The organism is Pseudomonas sp. Irchel s3a10, from assembly GCF_900187525.1.
Lineage (GTDB): Bacteria > Pseudomonadota > Gammaproteobacteria > Pseudomonadales > Pseudomonadaceae > Aquipseudomonas > Aquipseudomonas koreensis_G.
In genome coordinates this window covers 254,315-273,371 of the sequence record NZ_FYDR01000001.1, presented here as the reverse complement: position 1 = coordinate 273,371, position 19,057 = coordinate 254,315, and the positions used below count along the sequence as shown (strand labels likewise).

The 19,057-nt window shown below is 60.5% G+C and carries 17 protein-coding genes; 10 read left to right on the top strand and 7 right to left on the bottom strand.

Features of this window, described 5'->3' with window-relative positions; translation table 11 throughout:
- The first annotated feature begins 97 nt into the window (after positions 1 to 97).
- A complete protein-coding gene (locus CKW11_RS01255; RefSeq protein WP_095135713.1) occupies positions 98 to 421 on the top strand; it encodes a hypothetical protein in 324 nt (107 codons plus the stop codon).
- 35 nt (positions 422 to 456) lie between these two features.
- A complete protein-coding gene (locus CKW11_RS01250) occupies positions 457 to 1,128 on the top strand; it encodes a DUF3313 domain-containing protein (protein WP_095135711.1) in 672 nt (223 codons plus the stop codon).
- Between the two features lie 99 nt (positions 1,129 to 1,227).
- On the opposite strand, the gene CKW11_RS01245 is transcribed toward CKW11_RS01250, so the two are convergent.
- The gene (locus tag CKW11_RS01245) at positions 1,228 to 1,833 is read right to left on the bottom strand and encodes a TetR/AcrR family transcriptional regulator (protein ID WP_095135709.1); all 606 of its coding nucleotides are present in this window, start codon (positions 1,831 to 1,833) and stop codon (positions 1,228 to 1,230) included.
- 159 nt (positions 1,834 to 1,992) lie between these two features.
- Between CKW11_RS01245 and CKW11_RS01240 the strand changes: the two genes are divergently transcribed.
- From CKW11_RS01240 to CKW11_RS28550, 3 genes are all read left to right on the top strand, one after another.
- Positions 1,993 to 3,375 (top strand): aspartate aminotransferase family protein, encoded by a 1,383-nt coding sequence (locus tag CKW11_RS01240; protein WP_095135707.1) that lies wholly within the window; start codon positions 1,993 to 1,995, stop codon positions 3,373 to 3,375.
- A gap of 199 nt (positions 3,376 to 3,574) precedes the next feature.
- Positions 3,575 to 4,867 carry an OprD family porin gene (locus CKW11_RS01235; RefSeq protein WP_095135705.1) on the top strand — a complete coding sequence of 431 codons (1,293 nt, stop codon included), beginning with the start codon at positions 3,575 to 3,577 and terminating at the stop codon, positions 4,865 to 4,867.
- A complete protein-coding gene (locus CKW11_RS28550; protein WP_159974157.1) occupies positions 4,867 to 5,037 on the top strand; it encodes a hypothetical protein in 171 nt (56 codons plus the stop codon). The genes CKW11_RS01235 and CKW11_RS28550 overlap by 1 nt, the downstream gene beginning before the upstream one ends.
- A 64-nt stretch (positions 5,038 to 5,101) precedes the next feature.
- Here the strand turns inward: CKW11_RS28550 and CKW11_RS01230 are convergent, their stop codons facing one another.
- Positions 5,102 to 6,289: a pyridoxal phosphate-dependent aminotransferase gene (locus CKW11_RS01230; protein WP_095135703.1), complete on the bottom strand. Its 1,188-nt coding sequence runs from the start codon at positions 6,287 to 6,289 to the stop codon at positions 5,102 to 5,104.
- Between the two features lie 232 nt (positions 6,290 to 6,521).
- Between CKW11_RS01230 and CKW11_RS01225 the strand changes: the two genes are divergently transcribed.
- Positions 6,522 to 7,256, top strand: coding sequence for a hypothetical protein (locus CKW11_RS01225; protein WP_095135701.1), 735 nt, complete (start codon positions 6,522 to 6,524; stop codon positions 7,254 to 7,256).
- A gap of 68 nt (positions 7,257 to 7,324) precedes the next feature.
- Here CKW11_RS01225 and CKW11_RS01220 read toward each other — a convergent pair whose 3' ends face one another.
- The 3 genes from CKW11_RS01220 to CKW11_RS01210 form a co-directional block, all read right to left on the bottom strand.
- Entirely contained in the window at positions 7,325 to 8,950 is a 1,626-nt protein-coding gene (locus tag CKW11_RS01220) for a methyl-accepting chemotaxis protein (RefSeq protein WP_095135699.1), read from the bottom strand.
- 354 nt (positions 8,951 to 9,304) lie between these two features.
- Complete coding sequence (locus CKW11_RS01215) at positions 9,305 to 10,447, bottom strand: glycerate kinase (RefSeq protein WP_095135697.1); 1,143 nt, start codon at positions 10,445 to 10,447, stop codon at positions 9,305 to 9,307.
- A 215-nt stretch (positions 10,448 to 10,662) separates the two neighbouring features.
- Positions 10,663 to 11,781 carry a sugar diacid recognition domain-containing protein gene (locus CKW11_RS01210; protein ID WP_095135695.1) on the bottom strand — a complete coding sequence of 373 codons (1,119 nt, stop codon included), beginning with the start codon at positions 11,779 to 11,781 and terminating at the stop codon, positions 10,663 to 10,665.
- Between the two features lie 172 nt (positions 11,782 to 11,953).
- On the opposite strand from CKW11_RS01210, the gene CKW11_RS01205 reads away from it, so the two are divergent.
- The 4 genes from CKW11_RS01205 to rarD all read left to right on the top strand — a co-directional run bounded on the left by CKW11_RS01205 (position 11,954) and on the right by rarD (position 16,578).
- Positions 11,954 to 13,264 carry an MFS transporter gene (locus CKW11_RS01205; protein ID WP_095135693.1) on the top strand — a complete coding sequence of 437 codons (1,311 nt, stop codon included), beginning with the start codon at positions 11,954 to 11,956 and terminating at the stop codon, positions 13,262 to 13,264.
- Positions 13,265 to 13,441: 177 nt separating this feature from the next.
- The gene (locus tag CKW11_RS01200) at positions 13,442 to 14,341 is read left to right on the top strand and encodes a LysR family transcriptional regulator (RefSeq protein WP_095135691.1); all 900 of its coding nucleotides are present in this window, start codon (positions 13,442 to 13,444) and stop codon (positions 14,339 to 14,341) included.
- Between the two features lie 68 nt (positions 14,342 to 14,409).
- Positions 14,410 to 15,423: an aldo/keto reductase gene (locus CKW11_RS01195; RefSeq protein WP_095135690.1), complete on the top strand. Its 1,014-nt coding sequence runs from the start codon at positions 14,410 to 14,412 to the stop codon at positions 15,421 to 15,423.
- Between the two features lie 273 nt (positions 15,424 to 15,696).
- Entirely contained in the window at positions 15,697 to 16,578 is an 882-nt protein-coding gene (gene rarD, locus CKW11_RS01190; RefSeq protein ID WP_095135688.1) for an EamA family transporter RarD, read from the top strand.
- Between the two features lie 177 nt (positions 16,579 to 16,755).
- On the opposite strand, the gene hppD is transcribed toward rarD, so the two are convergent.
- Together hppD and CKW11_RS01180 are read right to left on the bottom strand one after the other, a co-directional pair.
- Entirely contained in the window at positions 16,756 to 17,832 is a 1,077-nt protein-coding gene (hppD, locus tag CKW11_RS01185) for a 4-hydroxyphenylpyruvate dioxygenase (RefSeq protein ID WP_095135686.1), read from the bottom strand.
- Between the two features lie 245 nt (positions 17,833 to 18,077).
- Positions 18,078 to 19,025 carry a DMT family transporter gene (locus CKW11_RS01180; protein WP_095135684.1) on the bottom strand — a complete coding sequence of 316 codons (948 nt, stop codon included), beginning with the start codon at positions 19,023 to 19,025 and terminating at the stop codon, positions 18,078 to 18,080.
- Positions 19,026 to 19,057: the final 32 nt, after the last annotated feature.

The following is a 19,057-nucleotide window of genomic DNA, read 5'->3' as shown; positions in this document are numbered from 1 at the left end:
CAATCGAGCAACATTCCGTCGTCCCGGACATCAAGCGGACATTCTGCGGCAAAACCCCTCAGGCACCCTGCACGCCATCGAAACCGGGGGGCCTTCAATGAGCGCATTGCACAACCGTTATACCGCCGAGGGCCACGACGCCCGCTATCCGTTGATTCTCAGCCAGCGCACCAGCGCGCCTGAGCAGGATACGCCGCTGTTGTTCCAGGAGTTTTGCCTGGGCCTGTCAGATGACCAAAGCCGTATCGTCCTGCGTCGCTATTTCGAGCAGTACGGCCCCAGCGATTCGCAATGGGTGGAGTACGTGCATTCGATTCCGACCGCCGACCTCATCCAATGGATCATGAGCCACGGCCAGTTGCACATCGAGTGCTCGGACAACACCCCGCCGCTCTCCTCCCCAATCACTGCCCGCGCTTGAACGACGCGGAGCAAAAGCGCAAAACGAGGATTCGCATGATCAGAAGCCATTGCTTGATGTCGGTGCTGTGTACCGCGTCCCTCAGCCTGTCGGCCTGCAGCAGCAAAACCGTCGAACCGCAGAAGTACACCGGATTTCTGCACGATTACAGTGTGCTCAGCGAGCGCCAGTCGCCATCGGGGCAGACGGTACTGGGTTGGGTCAGCCCGGCGCTGGCGCGGGGGCGTTACACCCAGGCCTATCTGGCGCCCAGCCAGTTCTACCCCAGCGCCGCGCCAACCGAGCGGATCCCGCTGAGCACACTGTCCGGCGTCACCGACTACTACGACGCCGCGCTCAGGCTGGAACTGGGCAAGGTCATGCACCTGGTATCGCAACCCGGCCCGAACACCCTGACCGTCAGACCGGCGATCACCCGCGTCGCCGCCAGCACCCAGGGCCTGCGCTTTTATGAATGGCTCCCGGTGACCCTGGTTGCCGCTGGCGTGAGCACCGCCAGCGGCATCCGTGACCAGGACAGTGAAATCACCACCGAAGTCTCGTTCGAAGACGGCTCAACCGGCGAAGTGGTCGCCGAAGTCGTACGCAAGGGCATCGGGCTGCCGCTGGAAAACGACCAACAGGTGCTGACCGCCGATGACGTCAAAGGCGTGCTGGATGGTTGGGCGAGTGATCTGGGCAAGTCGTACGCGGCGATTCGCAGGTGACGCAGCGCAAGCAGCGGCGGACGGTTGATTGACTAGGCCAATGAAGAGCCGGTGCCTGGACAAAGCAAGTCATGAGGCCTCAAGGCCAGTGCCCCAGGCTCACCCCTCCAGCATGCCGTGACACAACAGCTGCAACACCCCGCGCATGTGCGAGGCATGCGCAGGCCGGTCCGGCACTTCCTGGGTGGCCAGCCGAATAAACGCCATGTTCGCGTACTGGTTGAACAACGTCGCCGCCACGTCCAGATCTACCGTCGCCCGCACCTTGCCCTGCGCCTGAAAATGCCCGAGCAGCGCCTTGGTCTCTTCGATCACCGCCGCATTCCACGGACTCAACGCCTGAGCCAGTTCACCCGTGAGCAGAAACGGCGCCAGTTCACGCCACAACGAGGCCGGCATCGCTTGCAGTTGATAGTCGGTCATCAAGCCTTCGAACTCGCACAACGCCTCCAGCGGATCGCTGTCGTCATCCAGATTGGCCCGCGCCTCGCGCATCGCCTGCTCGTCCGGCTGTTTGAGCAAGGCCAGCAGAATCTCCTGTTTGCCACCGAAATAATTGACCACCGTCGGCGCGGAAACCCCAGCCTGGACCGCGATCTGTTCCAGCGTGGTGGCCGCAAAACCGTTGGTCTTGAACAACTCCAGCGCTGCCTGCGCGATGACTTCTCTGCGCTGTTCCTTTTGCCGTTCTCTGAGCCCGCTCATGGTGCTGATGTCCTGTCTTGCTGATCGGCGTCAGCCTACGGATTTCTTTTTTCTCCGACAAATATTTTCTTTACAAAAATATTTTTAAGTGACAAATATTAACCGTGCACCGCTGGAATGAACGCGCACCCACTTGCCCCGTTTCTCTGGAGAACCGCCATGTCCGCCGAATTCGATCCGACCCGCAGCACCCGCGATTACCAGGCCGCCGACGCCGCCCACCACATTCACGCGTTCGTCGATCAGAAGGCCCTCAACGAGGAAGGCCCGCGGGTGATGGTCAGCGGTGATCGCCTGGCGCTGTGGGACAACGACGGCAATCGCTACCTGGACGGCATGTCCGGCCTGTGGTGCACCAACCTCGGTTACGGACGCAAGGATCTGGCCGCCGCTGCCTCTGCGCAGCTGCAACAACTGCCCTACTACAACATGTTCTTCCACACCACTCACCCGCAGGTGATCGAGCTCTCCGAGCTGCTGTTCAGCCTGCTGCCCCAGCACTACAGTCACGCGATCTACACCAACTCCGGCTCGGAAGCCAACGAAGTGCTGATCCGTACCGTGCGCAAGTTCTGGCAGGTGATGGGCCAGCCCGGAAAGAAAATCATGATCGGCCGCTGGAACGGCTACCACGGCTCGACCCTGGCCGCGACGGCGCTGGGAGGCATGAAATTCATGCACGAAATGGGCGGCACCATCCCTGACGTCGCGCACATCGACGAACCGTACTGGTTCGCCCACGAAGGCAACCTCAGCCCGGAAGAATTCGGCCTGCAGGCGGCTCGGCAACTGGAAGACAAGATCCTCGAACTGGGCGCCGACAAGGTCGCCGCGTTCGTCGCCGAACCGTTCCAGGGTGCCGGCGGCATGATCATTCCGCCCGCCACTTACTGGCCGGAAATCCAGCGCATCTGCCGCAAATATGATGTGCTGCTGTGCGCCGACGAAGTCATCGGCGGTTTCGGTCGCACCGGCGAATGGTTCGCGCACCAGGCCTTCGGTTTTGAACCGGACACCCTGTCCATCGCCAAAGGCCTGACCTCCGGCTACATCCCCATGGGCGGGTTGATCCTGTCGCGACGCATGGCCGAGGCGCTGGTGGAAAAAGGCGGCGTGTTTGCTCACGGCCTGACCTACTCCGGGCACCCGGTGGCGGCTGCGGTGGCGATTGCCAACCTCAAGGCGCTACGCGATGAGGGCGTGGTCACCCAGGTGAAAAACGACACCGGCCCGTACTTGCAGAACTGCCTGCGCGAAGTGTTCGGCAACCATCCGCTGGTGGGCGAGATCCAAGGCGTCGGGCTGGTGGCGGCGTTGCAGTTCGCCGAGGACAAAACCACCCGCAAGCGTTTCGCCAACGAGAACGACATCGCTTGGCGCTGCCGCACCATTGGCTTTGAAGAAGGCTTGATCATTCGTTCGACGCTGGGCCGGATGATCATGGCCCCGGCGCTGATCGCCACGCGGGCGGAGCTGGATGAACTGGTCGACAAAACACGAATCGCCGTGGATCGCACGGCTCGCGAGTATGGCGTGCTGTAACGCATAACCCTTGTAGGCCTTCGCCTGCTCGCGATAGCGGTGTGTCATTAACATCGATCTAAACTGATCGAACGCTATCGCGAGCAGGCGAAGGCCTACAACGGAATCAGGTATGCCTTGAACTCAGCACATCAGCTCAATCCAGCCCGGTTGATCGTGCCCATCATCGGAGACTTTCCCTGATTGTCGGTCACTCACGATGGCTCCCTCGACACCACGCTTTGCACTGTTGGCCCTGCTGTGCGCAGCGACCGATACTGTTTTCGCCAGCGACTTCTTCAACGACGCCAAAACCGAAGTGCTCAGCCGCAACTTCTTCCTGAGCAACGACTACCGCTCGCTCTCTCCCTCCGGCAAGAACTATAAACAGGAATGGGCCCAGGGTTTTATCGGCACGTTCACCTCTGGCTACACGCCGGGCACTGTCGGACTCGGCATCGATGCCCACGCCTTTCTCGGCCTGAAACTCGATGGCGGCAAAGGACATTCCGGCACGGGGCTGTTGCCGGTCGACAGCAGTGGTCGCAGTGAACCGAATTACTCCAGCGCGGGCGGCGCGTTCAAACTGAAAGTTTCGCGCACCATCCTCGCGTTCGGCGAGATGACCGTGGAAACGCCGGTGCTCGACACCTCGGACAAACGCCTGCAACCGGAATACGCCACGGGCCTGCTGCTCAACAGCCAAGAAATCGACAACGTTAACTTCACGGCCGGCCGCTTCACCGCATTCAAGAATCAGGACAGCTCCTCAGGCCGCGGCGACTTTTATGGTTACGGCGCCAACACCGAGGCCGGCGGAATCAGTTTTTTCGGCGCCGATCTGTTCTGCGACAGTCCGGTGGGAGGATCGCTTTACGCCTCAGACCTGACTGACACTTGGCATCAGTACTACGCCAATCTGCATTTCAAACAGTCCGGCCTGTTGCTCGACGCCAACCTCTACCACACCCGCGATACCGGTCGCGCGCTAGCCGGGGCGATCGACAACACCGCGTTCAGCCTGTCCGGCAAGTACAGTTTCGGCCCGCACGCGGTCATGCTCGGCTGGCAACGCATCAACGGCGACACACCGTTCGACTTCGTGGGTGGCGACTCGATCTATCTCGCCAACTCGATCAAATACGCCGACTTCAACGGCGCCGGCGAACGCTCCTGGCAAGCACGCTACGACCTCGACCTCGGCGCTCTCGGCATCCCTGGCCTGACGTTCATGACCCGCTACGTCTCCGGCGACCACATCGACGGCACTCACGCGCCCAAGGGCGGCGCGTACAACCCGTTCGATGCCGAAACTGGTGACTATCAGCCGCAGCAAGGCGCAGACGGCAAACATTGGGAACGGGATATTGATCTGAAATACATCGTGCAGTCGGGTGCGGCGAAGGATCTGTCGGTGCAGTTGTCGCACGTCTCGCACCGGGCCAACGAGGTGCAGGCCGGAGATGATATCGACCGGATTTATGTGGTGATTCAGTACCCGCTGGGGTTCTGATGGCCGTGATTAAACCCGGACTCAGACCCGACGTCGCCCTACGAATCCATCGACTCAAAAAACTTCACGACGCCGCCGACAGCGAGACCCTGCTAGGCACTCAGCAAGTCGTGATGCTCGGCGAACTGACCGGCAACCGCGCCCTCGACAACCTCGACTCGCCCGCCTGAAAACCCAGTCCCTTGTGGGAGCGGGCTTGCTCGCGAAAAGGCCGGCTCAAACAACACCCATCTCTCAGGCACTGCGCGCCTGCAACAGCTGCACCGCACACAACGCAATCCGCGCACAGGCATCTGCCAATTGCACCCGATCCAGCACCAATCCGATGCGAATATGCCCCGCCGCGCTCGGCCCAAATGCCTCACCGGCCAGTACCGAAACCCCGTAACCTTCCAGCAGGCGCTCGGCAAACGCCTGCGCGCCTAACCCGGTCTGGCGCACATCGACCATCACGAACATCCCGCCATCCGGGCGAATCGGTTGCAGCCCCGGGCAGCCGCGCAAGCGCTCGCAGACCAGATCGCGGCGCAAACGGTATTCCTCGCGCATCTGCGTCACCTGCGGCAGATCACTTTCCAGCGCCACTTGCGCGGCTTTCTGCACGAAGTCCGGAAGGCCAAACAACATGCTCAACGACAGATTCACCAGATGCTCAGCCAAGGCTTTTGGCCCGATCGACCAGCCAATGCGCCAGCCGGTCATGGCGTGGGATTTCGACAGGCTGTTGATGGTCGCCGTGCGTTCGGCCATGCCCGGCAGACTCGCCGGACTGATGTGTTCGCCCTCGTAGAGCAAATCGCTGTAAACCTCGTCACTGATCAGCCACAGATCGTGACGCACGCACAGCGCCGCCAGCTCTTGCCAGATCAGCAGGGACAGACTCGCGCCGGAAGGATTATTGGGACTGTTGAGCAACATCGCGCGGGTCTTCGGCGTGATCCGCGCGGCAACATCGGCGGGATCAACGCGAAAACCGTTCTCCGGCTTCACAGGCACCGGCACCACCGTGGCACCACAGGCACCGAACACACCTTCATAGGTCACGTACATCGGCTCGGCGACGATCACTTCGTCACCCGGATCCAGCAGGCATTGCGCGACCGAATACACCGCACATTGCGCGCCGGGCAGTACGATCACGTGCTCGGCATCCACCACCTGACCGCTGCGCCGCTGATGGCGGGCGGCGATCAGCTTGCGCAGCGCCAAACGTCCGCGCACGTCGGAATAATGCGTATCGCCGGCCAGCAGACTGTCGATGGCGCCGTGGATGATCGGCAACGGCGTGTCGAAATCCGGATCGCCCACGCTCAGCAGCAGGATATCGACCCCCTCGGCGCGCAGCTCCAGCGCTCGGTCATGAATCTGCCAGGCAGCGGCTCCGTCCCCGGCGATGCGTTGGGTCAAGGCTGAATAGCGCATGCACGTCTCCTGATTGCGCGGTCTCCAGCCTTCACCCTAGGTCAAATCACAAACCGCGCCAGCCGCTTTGTCCTTTGGATGAATTTAAAGAAGAACTTCGTACTGTGGTCGATTAGCAGACCGCTGACTACCTGTCAGAGCTGACAGTAGACTCACTTCACAAACGCTCGCTTAATCAACATGAGGAAACAACTGCGGCCCCCTCTAATCGAAACGACGGAGTGTTGAAACGATGACGAATCTGAATGAAAAAATCCTCTTATTGGACGCACCGGAAATCCCCGATGCGCTACCCGATTTCCCTGGCAGTCAGGTTAACCTGTTGCCATTGAGTGCATTGGTATCGCCACTAAAGGTGTTGATTCCAGACTGGCAGTGTTCACCTCCTGAACCAGTGCCAGTGCAAGTACTGTTGACGCTGTTGTTAAATGAGAAACCGGTGGCGGACTATCCTTTTACGACACCCATCGACCCGGCGCTTTTCCCATTTGCGGCCCATATTCCTGAGACCTACCTGGCACAGGAAGGCGAGCACGAGGTTTCATATATCGTCAATATTGGCGGGAATGAAGCCATGGCCGCGAGCACGCCGATTACGGTCGATCTAACGGCTCCCAACTTCGGCAATCCGGGAGAACCTCCGCAATTTCCACCAGAAATCGACATTGAGGGGATCACCCAGCAGTATCTCGCCGCCAACAATGATGAAGTTCTGGTAACCATTGCCACCTATATGCAGCAGCGAGCCTGCGACAGCATCGAATTTCACTTTGGCTCACTTGCGGCGGAGCCAGTCATCATTAAAACGGTGCATGACGCAACTTCACCTACCGTTATCAAACTGAGTGGCGCGATTATCCGTGAGATAGGCTCCGGCACGATGTTCGCGTTTTACAGGCTGCGCGATCGTGCAGGAAACCTTGGGCAACAATCTTCGTTTAAGCAAGTCAAAGTGGACCTGTCTTGAAGCGCTGACTCTTCGAGGTGGGCCGAACACTCATCTGGTTCGTCCCACTTCAGGCAACTGCGTATTTCTCAAATCACAAACCGCGCCACCATTGCATTCAAATCCACCGCCAGACGCGACAGTTCATGGGTCGCAGCGCTGGTCTGGTTGGCCCCGGCGGCGGACTGCGTGGCCAGATCACGGATGTTGACCAGGTTGCGGTCGACCTCACGCGAGACCTGCGCCTGTTCTTCCGAGGCACTGGCGATCACCAGGTTGCGTTCGTTGATCTGATGGATCGATTGGGTGATCTGCTCCAGCGCCACGCCGGCAGCGCGGGCCATTTCCAGGGTGGTTTGGGTACGCTGGTTGCTTTGCTGCATCGACGAAACCGCTTCGCCGGTGCCGTTCTGAATACCGGCGACCATTTTTTCGATTTCTTGAGTCGATTGCGCGGTGCGATGTGCCAAGGCACGCACTTCGTCCGCCACCACCGCAAATCCGCGTCCGGCCTCACCGGCACGCGCCGCTTCGATCGCCGCGTTGAGGGCCAGCAGGTTGGTCTGTTCGGCGATAGCGCGGATCACATCGAGCACCTTGCCGATGTCACGACCCTGCGCAGCGAGGCCTTCGATCATTTGCGCGGTGCTCTGCACGTCATGGGTCATGGTCTGGATCGCGTCGACGGTTTTCACCACTTGATCGCGACCTTCGCGGGCGGCCTGGGTCGACTGGTTCGAGGCTTCGGACGTCGACACCGCGTTACGTGCGACTTCTTCCACGGCGGCGGTCATTTCGTTGACGGCGGTGGCGGCTTGTTCGATCTCGTTGTTCTGCTGTTGCAGGCCACGGGAGGCTTCTTCGGTGACCGCGCTCAGCTCTTCGGCAGCCGCGCCCAACTGAGTGGCGGAACCGGCGATCTGTTCGATGGTTTGACGCAGGTTGGTCTGCATCGTCGCCAGCGCTTGCAACAGCTGTGTGGCTTCGTCCTTGCCGTCGACTTCGATGGACTGGGTCAAGTTGCCGCCGGCGATGGTTTGCGCTGCCAGTACCGCACGGTTCAACGGGGTGACGATGCTGCGAGTCAGCAGCAGGGCCAGCAGTACGGTGGCGAGTGCCGCCACCACAGCGACGATCACGATACCGGTAATGGCGCTGTCGTAATACTCGCCGGCCTGAGTGGAGGCGACTTTCGCCCCCGCCGCGTTGATGGCGATGAGCTTGTTGAGCTGTTCGCCCATCTGGTCGGTGCCGTCCTTGATCCGCGTGTTGATCAACGTACGCATCTCGTCGACCTTGTCCTGACGCGACAGCTCCATCATCTGGTTTTGCGCTTGCAGGTAGTTGTCGAGCGTGGTCGCGAACGTCTGATACAACGCACGCTCTTCGCTCTCTGCCGGCAACGCGGCGTAACTGGCCTGAGCCCTGCGCACCTTGTCCACCAGCACGCCGATGCGCGTTTGCGCTTCTTGCAGACCTGCCGGGTCGCGGTTGACCAGAATCCGGAACGACAGAATCCGCAGGCGCAGAACGTTTTCCGTCACCACACCAAGGTAAGTGACGCTGGGCAGTTGGTTGGTATCCATGTCGAGGGAGGCCTGGCGGATGGTCGACATGCGGTTGACGGCGAACACACCAAGGACAATCACCAACAAGGCGATAAAGGCAAAACCGAGGAAGGCACGGGGCGCGATATTCAGGTTACGCAAGGACATGGTTGGACTCTCGGATAGAGGTAGCTGCGAGCGTCCTTGCCGTCATCACTGGCCCTTGGGGGGCGGGGCCAGTACGGCGTCACTGTTCGAGGGAATCTGTGTGCGCCTGATCTCTGTATCGGCGGCTCTTCAGGAAGGTTTCGTGCAAATCTCAAGTATTTTTCAAGGTGTTTCACCACTGAAACACCGTGAAGCTTGGCCTACTTCTGTGGCGAGGGAGCTTGCTCCCGCTGGGCTGCGAAGCGGCCCTATAACCTGCCACCACGTATCATAAGTCTCACCGCATCAGCCGGATTGACGACTGCTGCGCAGCCGAGCGGGAGCAAGCTCCCTCGCCACAACATCTTCAGGGCGTCAGCTATTGAGTTTAGCCATCTGCCAGACCCGGGCGATGTCCGTCGCCCGTTCGCGCAACAAGCGCGGCGCTTCGGCACACGCCTGTTCCAGGGTCATCGGGCCGCTGGTGACGGCGAATGCCGCGTCGATGCCGTGGCCGTAAAGCTCCTGATAGCCCTCGCCCAAAGTCCCGGCGATGACGATCACTGGCACACCGTGCTGCCTGGCGATCCGCGCCACGCCGAACGGAGTCTTGCCGCGCAAGGTCTGCGCGTCGAAACGCCCTTCGCCGGTGATCACCAGATCGGCGCCGTTGACGGCTTCGGCCAGGCCCACCAGCTCGGCAACCACTTCGACGCCAGCCTGAAATTGCGCGCCAAGAAACGCCTTCGCCGCAAAACCCAGGCCACCTGCCGCACCACTACCCGGCTCATCGCGAACGTCCTTGCCCAACGCTTGCGCGCAGAGCCCGGCGAAGTGCTCCAGCGCCTGATCCAGTTGCTGCACCTGTGCAGCTGACGCGCCCTTTTGCGGGCCGAAAATCGCCGAGGCGCCATGCGGGCCACACAGCGGATTGTTGACGTCGGCGGCGATGTCGAAGCGTACCTGGGCCAGACGCGAATCCAGATCACTCAGATCAAGACGGGCCAATTGCGCCAAGGCAAGACCACCCGGCACCAGCGCCTGCCCCTGCGCATCGAGCAATTTCACCCCGAGCGCCTGCATCGCACCGGCACCGCCATCGTTGGTGGCGCTGCCGCCAATCGCCAGAATCACCCGTTGCGCGCCGGCATCCAGCGCGGCGCGAATCAGCTCGCCAGTGCCGAAGGTGCTGGTGATGCAGGCATCGCGCTGCCCCGTAGGCACCAATTGCAAACCACTGGCCTCGGCCATTTCGATGATCGCGGTGTGGTTGTGCGGCAGCCAGCCCCACGCGGCGTCGACCGGCGCACCCAGCGGCCCGCGCACTCGGGTGCGGCGCAGTTCGCCCTCGCAAGCGGCAAGAATCGACTCCACCGTGCCCTCGCCGCCGTCGGCCATCGGGCATTTGACCAGCGTCGCGTGCGGCCAGACTTGCGCCAGCCCCAAGGCAATAGCCTCGGCAACGCCTTGAGCACTCAGGCTGTCCTTGAACGAATCGGGGGCGATGACGATCTTCATGCGAATTCTCCAGTTCCAATGCTCATCATGCTGCCAGTCGGCCTGCGCATTGACGCCTGTCCGCTGCACAAGCGGGATTGGCGATTGTTGTTCATTTCTACAAAAGCCTATGTCGAATGTACCGACGCTTTCGCGAGCAAGCTCGCTCCCACAGAGGAATGCATTTCAAATGTGGGAGCGAGCTTGCTCGCGAAGGCGTCGGTGAAAACACCCGATCAGCCCGGATCAATCTGCGGCAGCAATTGCACCCCGAGATATAGCGCCAGCATCCCGTCGAGCTTCAGCGGATCTACCCCGCTCAACTCGGCAATCCGCTCCATCCGATAACGCAGGCTGTTGCGATGAATGCCCAGCGCATCGGCGCACGCCTGGCTCTGCCCATCGTGTTCACACCAACTGCGCAGGGTCGCGAGCAACTGGCCATTGCCGTCCTTGGCGATGACTTTGCGCAACGGCTTGAGCAGTTCATCCAGCGCATCATCGTTGCGATGGCGCCAGAGCATCACCGGCAGGCGATAACGATTGAGCGTCAGCAGTCGCGACTGCGGCAGCACATCCCGGCCATAGGCGAGCAGATCGCCGACGCGCCGATAACAGCGGCGTAAACCGGCCAGGCCATCCGCCTGCCCGCCGACGGCGATGCGCAGAATGTTCCAGCCGAGGCCATCAAGCTTTTCCAGCAAACGATCATGCTCAACCGTCTGACTTGCGGGCCGGCACCACAGCAGCGATGACTTGGCCGAACTGACGCACCAGCTGTCCGGGTAGCGCGAAGTCAACCAGGCGCTCAAGGCCTCGACGGTTTGCCCCGGCCCATGTTCCAGACCGAGTTCGAACAGATACGGCACCCGGGTCAATTGCGGTTTGAGACCCAATTGCTGCGCCTCATCGACCAGTCGCGGCGAATCCCCGGCTTCGCTCAACAGCAACGCCAGCAGGTCATCGCAACGCTGGCGCCGCCATTGCTGCTCGGCCTGTTGATTGCGCTGGCCGACGAGCATTTCCGCGGTCATGCGCACCAGTTCGGCGTAGGTGCGCAGTTGCTCCGGTTCGCCGGTAATGCCAAGCACGCCGATCAGGCGTTGATCGAGCAGCAGCGGCAGGTTGATCCCCGGCTGCACGCCCTTCAAATGCACCGCGGTTTGCGCGTCGATCTCCACCACCCGCCCGTTGGCCAGCACCAGTTGCGCGCCTTCGTGACGGGTGTTGATACGCTCCGGCTCGCCACTGCCAAGGATCAGGCCCTGGCTGTCCATGACATTGACGTTGTAGGGCAAAATGGCCATGGCCCGGTCGACGATATCCTGAGCGAGGTCGTGATCGAGTTCGAACATGATCGGCAAAATCCTTAAGCAACGGCGGCGGACGGTTGTTCACCCGCACAGGGTCTGGCGGCAAACCCTGTGCTCAGGCACAAAGACAATCCGGCCACAGGTGGCCGAGACTCTCACGGCGATCAACGTTAACCTGTGCATCGCAAAAAATCATAATAAAGAGAGAGCCGCTATGTCGCAGAGCGCCGCAGCTACCCAGACCATCGATGACGGTAAAGACGCCGTCTACAAACGCATCACCCTGCGTTTGATCCCCTTCATCTTCATCTGCTACCTGTTCAACTACCTCGACCGGGTCAACGTTGGCTTCGCTAAACTGCAGATGCTCGACGCATTGAAGTTCAGTGAAACCGTGTACGGCCTCGGTGCCGGGATCTTCTTCATCGGCTACGTGCTGTGTGGCGTGCCGAGCAATCTGGCCCTGACCAGATTCGGCCCGCGCCGCTGGATCGCGCTGATGATGATCACCTGGGGCACGTTGTCGACCTGCCTGTTGTTCGTCACCACCCCGACTCAGTTCTACACCCTGCGCCTGTTCACCGGCGCCGCCGAAGCCGGGTTCTTCCCCGGTGTGGTGCTGTATCTCTCGCAGTGGTTCCCGACGTTCCGCCGTGGACGGATCATGGCACTGTTCATGTCGGCAATTCCGGTCTCGGGCCTGCTTGGCAGCCCGTTCTCCGGCTGGATCCTCAATCACTTCGCCGCCGGGCAAGGTGGACTGGCCGGCTGGCAATGGATGTTCCTGCTGCAAGGCATTCCGACCGTGATCCTCGGTGCCCTCGCCTATTTCCTGCTTAGCGACAGCTTCGCCAATGCCAAGTGGCTGAGCCCGCACGAGCGCGCGGTGCTTGAGGCGGATCAGGCCGAAGACCTGGCGAACAAACCGAAAACCACCTCGGACTCGCTGCTCGCGGTGTTCAAGAACCCGGCGATCTGGGCCTTCGGCCTGATCTACTTCTGCATCCAGAGCGGCGTGTACGCGATCAACTTCTGGCTGCCGTCGATCATCAAGAACCTCGGCTTCAGCGACAACCTGGTGATCGGCTGGCTGAGCGCGATTCCGTATCTGCTGGCGGCGGTATTCATGCTGCTGGTCGGGCGTTCGGCGGACTTGCGCAAAGAACGTCGCTGGCATTTAGTTGTGCCAATGCTGATGGGCGCGCTCGGTCTGCTGATTGCGGTGAACTTCGCCGCCAACCCGGCCATCGCCATCCTCGGCCTGACCATCGCCACCATGGGCGCACTGACCGGTCTGCCGATGTTCTGGCCGGTGCCGACCGCCCTGTTGAGAGCGGGTGCCGCGGCCGGTGGTCTGGCGTTGATCAACTCGATGGGGCAGATGGCCGGTTTCCTCAGCCCGTACCTGGTGGGTTGGGTCAAGGACAGCACCGGTTCGACCGATGCGGCGTTGTATCTGCTGGCCGGTGTGATTGTCGGCGGCAGCTTGCTGGCGTTGCGCATGACGCGGACGCTGCGGGCTTAATCACGCTTCAAGATCAAAAGATCGCAGCCTGCGGCAGCTCCTACACGCAAATACGCGTTTCCCTGTAGGAGCTGCCGCAGGCTGCGTTCTTTTTTTGCTCATTGATTGCCGCGCCCGTGCTTGCCAATCACGGAAAAATCCCGCAAAAACGCACTGATCTTTAAAGGATTTTTACCAATGAGCTCGATTCTCGATCTGGAGATCTTCGCCCGCGTCGCCGACTCCGGCAGTATCTCCGCCGCTGCCCGCGCGCTGGAACTGACGCCGGCCGCTGCCAGCATTGCACTGAAGAGGCTGGAAACCCGTCTCGGTACCCGCTTGCTCGCGCGCTCCACCCGCAGCATGCGCCTGACCGAAGAAGGTCGGCGCTATCTCGACAGTGTGCGCATTGCCCTCGGCGCACTGGCCGAAGGTGAACAAGCGCTCAGGCAACACGGCGAAGGGCTCAACGGTGTGCTGCAACTGGCCGCGCCCTCGGACTTCGGGCGCAACGTGTTGTTGCCGTGGCTGGACGACTTCAAACGTGAACACCCGAATATTCAGCTGCAACTGTTGCTCAACGATCGCCACGCCGATCTGTTCCGCGAAACCGTGGACGTCGCTCTGCGTTTTGGCGTGCCCAGTGATTCGACATTGGTGGCGATACCGATTCTGCCCGAACATCGCCGTGTTGCCTGCGCCAGTCCGGACTATCTGGATCGCCATGGCACACCGCAACATCCCGGCGAACTGCGCGAACACAGCGCCCTGCTCTACCTGCGCAATGGTCGGCCCTACAACACCTGGCGTTTCAGTCGCGAGGACGAAACGCTGGAAGTTGAAGTCCATGGCAACTACTTCAGCGATGACGGCGAAGTCGCACGGCGCTGGGCGCTGGCCGGGCATGGCATCGCCTACAAAGCCTGGCTGGACGTCGCCGAAGACGTTCGCGCCGGGCGCCTGCTGACACTGTTCGATGACTGGCATGGCGAGAGCGTGCCGTTCAATCTGCTGTGTCCGCATCGGGTGCAGGTGTCCGAACGCGTTCGGGTGTTGCAGGCGTTTTTGCAGACTCGTTGCGCAGCGCTGAGCCGATAATTCACTTTGCGGCGTCGGATGCTTCTGGTATTTGATTGGAGTTTTCCCTCCGATAAAAGGATTTCGGCATGAGCTATCGCACACTGGGGCACTCGGGGTTGCAGGTGTCCACCCTCACCCTCGGCACGATGATGTTTGGCGAGCAGACCAGCGCCGAGGATTCGCTACGCATCATCGACAAGGCCTGGGATCAGGGCATCAATTTCATCGACACCGCCGACGTGTACACCAACGGCCGCTCGGAAGAGATCGTCGGCGAGGCGATAGCCCGCAATCGGCATGAGTGGGTGCTGGCGACCAAGGTCGGTTTCGGCCCGGTGGACGGTGTGCCGAACCGCAGCGGGCTGAGCCGCAAGCACATCTTCAATGGTCTGGAGGCCAGCCTGAGCCGTATTGGCACCGACTATCTCGACATCTATTACCTGCACCGCGAAGACCACAACACGCCACTGGAAGTCAGCGTGTCGGCGATCGGCGACCTGATTCGCCAGGGCAAGATCCGTTACTGGGGCCTGTCGAACTATCGCGGCTGGCGGATTGCCGAGGTGATTCGTATCGCTGACAAGCTCGGAGTCGACCGTCCGGTGATCAGCCAGCCGCTGTACAACATCGTCAACCGTCAGGCCGAAACCGAGCAGATCAGTGCCGCGCAAACCTATGGCCTCGGTGTGGTGCCTTACAGCCCGCTGGCTCGCGGCGTGCTCAGCGGCAAGTACGCACCGGATGCGGCGCCGGACGCCAACAGCCGCGCCGGGCGTCAGGACAAACGCATTCTGGAAACCGAATGGCGGGTGGAATCGCTGCGCATCGCCCAGCAGATCCAGCAGTACACCCAAGGCCGTGGGGTCGGGATTGTCGAGTTCGCGATTGCCTGGGTGCTGAACAACAGCGCGGTGACCTCGGCGATTGTCGGGCCGCGTACCGAACAGCAGTGGGACGCTTACACCAAGGCGCAGGCGGTGCAGATCACGGCGGAGGATGAAGCGTTTATCGACTCGCTGGTGACACCGGGGCATGCTTCGACACCGGGATTCAACGATGTGAGCCATTTTGTGTCGGGCCGTAAACCGCGTTCGGCCTGAAAGCTTCGCGAGCAAGGCCGCTCCCACAAGAGATTGTCGCCGGATACAAACCTTGTATTCGACACCAATACACTGTGGGAGCGAGCTTGCTCGCGAAAGCGTTGGCTCCGTCACTAAAAATTTGGAGTCTGCCCCTTCTTCGCGAACTCAATCACGCCCACAGGTTTTGTGCTTATCTTCAAGATGTGGGAAATATTGATCACTCGGCCAATATTCAGCACAAAAACCACGTATCCTGCGCGCCCTGTTTGATCACCCACCCGCGAGGACAGTTTGTCTAAAGGTATCGCTCTATCGGTTTCAGCCTCGGTGCTGTTTGCCGTCATGTATTACTACACCTCGCTGCTCACCCCATTGAGCGGCGTGGAAATCTTTGGCTGGCGGATGCTGCTGACCGTGCCGTGCATGACCGTGTTCATGCTGGTGTCGGGGGAATGGCGGAGAGTGCTGGAGTTGCTGCGCCGCGTGGCCGGCACCCCAAAGCTGATCGGCGGCCTGATCGTTTCGGCGGCATTGCTCGGCGTGCAGTTGTGGCTGTTCATGTGGGCGCCGCTCAACGGCTACAGCCTCGACGTGTCGCTGGGTTATTTCCTGCTGCCGCTGGCGATGGTATTGACCGGACGCATCGTGTACGGCGACAGCCTGTCGTACCTGCAGAAAATCGCGGTGTTCTTTGCCATTCTCGGCGTGGCCAACGAGCTGTATCGGGTCGGCGGGTTTTCCTGGGCGACCCTGGTGGTCGTGGTCGGGTATCCGCTGTATTTCGTACTGCGCAAACGCCTGAAGACCGACAACCTGGGCGGTCTGTGGGTCGACATGACCTTGATGCTGCCGGTGGCGTACTGGTTCGTGCGCGGTGGTGAGCAAGGCTTTGGCGTGTTCGATCAGTACCCGGGCTTGCTCTGGCTGATTCCGCTGCTCGGTCTGATCAGTGCTTCGGCGCTGGTGGTGTACATCATTGCCAGCCGCTTGCTGCCGTTCAGCCTGTTTGGTCTGCTCAGCTATGTCGAGCCGGTATTGCTGCTCGGCGTGGCGCTGTTGCTCGGTGAAAGCATCAAGGCGGGTGAGTGGCTGACGTACATTCCGATCTGGCTGGCGGTGGTGGTGTTGGTCTTCGAAGGCTTCAAGCACCTGATGCGGCAACGCCGCCCTTAATCGCACCACAAAACAACTGTGGGAGCGGGCTTGCTCGCGAAAGCGTCAGTTCAGTCAACAAAGACCTTGAACCAAAGACCGAATTCGCGAGCAAGCCCGCTCCCACAGTTTTGCTGACGCAAAAAAATCCCGGCTGTGCATGACTGCAAGCCGGGATTTTTTCATTCTGGTGGCGGATTACTCAGTCGCAAGCACACCACGACGCACCTGATCACGCTCGATCGATTCGAACAGGGCCTTGAAGTTGCCCTCGCCGAAACCATCATCGCCTTTACGCTGGATGAATTCGAAGAACACCGGGCCCATCAGGGTTTCCGAGAAGATCTGCAGCAGCAGGCGCTTGTCGTCCGGGTTCGACGAGCCGTCGAGCAGAATGCCACGCGATTGCAGTTGATCAACCGGCTCGCCGTGGTTCGGCAGACGGCCTTCGAGCATCTCGTAGTAGGTGTCCGGCGGCGCGGTCATGAAGCGCATGCCGATCTTCTTCAACTGATCCCAGGTCTTGACCAGGTCGTCGGTGAGAAACGCCACGTGCTGGATGCCTTCGCCGTTGAACTGCATCAGGAATTCTTCGATCTGCCCGGCGCCCTTGGACGACTCTTCGTTCAGCGGGATGCGGATCATGCCGTCCGGTGCGGTCATCGCTTTCGAGGTCAGGCCGGTGTATTCACCCTTGATGTCGAAGTAGCGGATCTCGCGGAAGTTGAACAGCTTCTCGTAGAAGTTGGCCCAGTAGGCCATGCGGCCGCGGTACACGTTGTGGGTCAGGTGATCGATGATCTTCAGGCCGGCACCGACCGGGTTGCGGTCAACGCCTTCGATGAACACGAAGTCGATGTCGTAGATCGAGCTGCCTTCGCCGAAACGGTCGATCAGGTACAGCGGCGCACCGCCAATGCCTTTGATCGCCGGCAGGTTCAGCTCCATCGGGCCGGTTTCGATGTGGATCGGCTGGGCGCCGAGTTCCAGGGCACGGTTGTAGGCTTTCTGCGAATCCTTGACGCGGAACGCCATGCCGCACACCGACGGGCCATGCTCGGCGGCGAAGTACGAGGCGACGCTGTTGGGTTCGTTGTTTAGGATCAGATTGATCGCGCCCTGGCGATACAGGTGCACGTTCTTGGAACGGTGGGTCGCGACTTTGGTGAAGCCCATGATCTCGAAGATCGGCTCCAGGGTGCCAGGAGTCGGCGATGCGAACTCGATGAACTCAAAGCCCATCAGGCCCATTGGGTTTTCGTATAAATCGGTCATGGTGACGCCTCATCATTCTTATCAATTAACCAGAGTTAGTTGTCAGTAATGCTGAGACCGGCGGGAGGTGCGCAGGAGATGCCTCGCACACTGCGGGCGAGGAAGTCACCGTAGATCAGTTGAAACCCGAATATCTTCATTGTCGACCCAAGGCTCTTGCGGGCGAGGCTTCTGCTGCCAGAAGACGTTTATTATTGTATGCGTAACCGGATTCTACACAGCGTAAATAGGGTTGTCTGCCCTCTCTATAAAATCCGCCTTTTTCGCATCGGTGCAAGGGGTTTGTTGCACAGGTAAATCCCGGTCAGCACCAACCCGCCGCCCAGGTACATGCTCAACGTCAGTTGCTCGCCGAGCAGCAGCGCGCCGAGCACCACCGCGGTCAGCGGATTCAGGGCAATGAACACGCCGGATCGGGTCGCGCCGATTTTGCGAATGCCGTTGTAGTAGCCGATGTAGGCCAGCGCCGAGCCGAACACGCCGAGGTAAATCAGACTCAGCCATTGTGCCGTGCCGAGGTTGATCAAGGCTGCTCCGCTGACCTCGCCACGCAACATTGCCAGCGTCCACAGCATCGCGCTGCCGATCAACACGGAAAAGGTCACGGTCTGCAGCGGGCCGATGGATTGGTTCAGCCCCCGGGAAAACAGCGAGTAAACACCCCAGCTCAACACGCAGCCAAAAATCAACAGATCACCGATCCACGTATCGGGTGTCACGGCAAGTAGTCGCGGGTCACGGCTGACAATCACCAGGCCGGCGCCCGTGATGCAGATCGCGATACCGGCGACTTTCGCCCGACCCAGGCGCTCCTTGAACAACAACCACGAGGCCAGACCGATCACGGCCGGGTTCAACGCGACAATCAACGAAGCCCGTGAAGCGTTGATGTACCGCAGACCATAAAAGAAGCACAGGTTGTAGAAGAAAATCCCGAAGAACCCGAGCAACGTCAGTTGCAGCCATTGCCCGGGTGTCGGTCGTGCCAACGGGATACGCGCTATCCACAGAAACCCGAGCAACGCCACGCTGGCGAGCAGAAAGCGCAGGCTGGCGGCGAACAACGGGCTGAGGCTGCCCGCCAGAAAACGCCCGGCGACAAAGGTCCCGCCCCAAATCATGGTAACCGCTGCCAGCGTCAGGTAAACCGGCCGGTCGGAGGCCGTTAGGTGGGTTTGCTCAAGGTTGCGCATGATGTTCCAAACGAAAGAAGTTGAAGGATGGC

What these genes read in the sequence shown, in the direction of transcription:
- CKW11_RS01255 (WP_095135713.1), top strand. Translation starts at nt 98, where the DNA reads ATGAGCGCATTGCACAACCGTTATACCGCCGAGGGCCACGACGCCCGC.
- CKW11_RS01250 (WP_095135711.1), top strand. Translation starts at nt 457, where the DNA reads ATGATCAGAAGCCATTGCTTGATGTCGGTGCTGTGTACCGCGTCCCTC.
- CKW11_RS01245 (WP_095135709.1), bottom strand. Translation starts at nt 1,833, where the DNA reads ATGAGCGGGCTCAGAGAACGGCAAAAGGAACAGCGCAGAGAAGTCATC.
- CKW11_RS01240 (WP_095135707.1), top strand. Translation starts at nt 1,993, where the DNA reads ATGTCCGCCGAATTCGATCCGACCCGCAGCACCCGCGATTACCAGGCC.
- CKW11_RS01235 (WP_095135705.1), top strand. Translation starts at nt 3,575, where the DNA reads ATGGCTCCCTCGACACCACGCTTTGCACTGTTGGCCCTGCTGTGCGCA.
- CKW11_RS28550 (WP_159974157.1), top strand. Translation starts at nt 4,867, where the DNA reads ATGGCCGTGATTAAACCCGGACTCAGACCCGACGTCGCCCTACGAATC.
- CKW11_RS01230 (WP_095135703.1), bottom strand. Translation starts at nt 6,289, where the DNA reads ATGCGCTATTCAGCCTTGACCCAACGCATCGCCGGGGACGGAGCCGCT.
- CKW11_RS01225 (WP_095135701.1), top strand. Translation starts at nt 6,522, where the DNA reads ATGACGAATCTGAATGAAAAAATCCTCTTATTGGACGCACCGGAAATC.
- CKW11_RS01220 (WP_095135699.1), bottom strand. Translation starts at nt 8,950, where the DNA reads ATGTCCTTGCGTAACCTGAATATCGCGCCCCGTGCCTTCCTCGGTTTT.
- CKW11_RS01215 (WP_095135697.1), bottom strand. Translation starts at nt 10,447, where the DNA reads ATGAAGATCGTCATCGCCCCCGATTCGTTCAAGGACAGCCTGAGTGCT.
- CKW11_RS01210 (WP_095135695.1), bottom strand. Translation starts at nt 11,781, where the DNA reads ATGTTCGAACTCGATCACGACCTCGCTCAGGATATCGTCGACCGGGCC.
- CKW11_RS01205 (WP_095135693.1), top strand. Translation starts at nt 11,954, where the DNA reads ATGTCGCAGAGCGCCGCAGCTACCCAGACCATCGATGACGGTAAAGAC.
- CKW11_RS01200 (WP_095135691.1), top strand. Translation starts at nt 13,442, where the DNA reads ATGAGCTCGATTCTCGATCTGGAGATCTTCGCCCGCGTCGCCGACTCC.
- CKW11_RS01195 (WP_095135690.1), top strand. Translation starts at nt 14,410, where the DNA reads ATGAGCTATCGCACACTGGGGCACTCGGGGTTGCAGGTGTCCACCCTC.
- hppD (WP_095135686.1), bottom strand. Translation starts at nt 17,832, where the DNA reads ATGACCGATTTATACGAAAACCCAATGGGCCTGATGGGCTTTGAGTTC.
- CKW11_RS01180 (WP_095135684.1), bottom strand. Translation starts at nt 19,025, where the DNA reads ATGCGCAACCTTGAGCAAACCCACCTAACGGCCTCCGACCGGCCGGTT.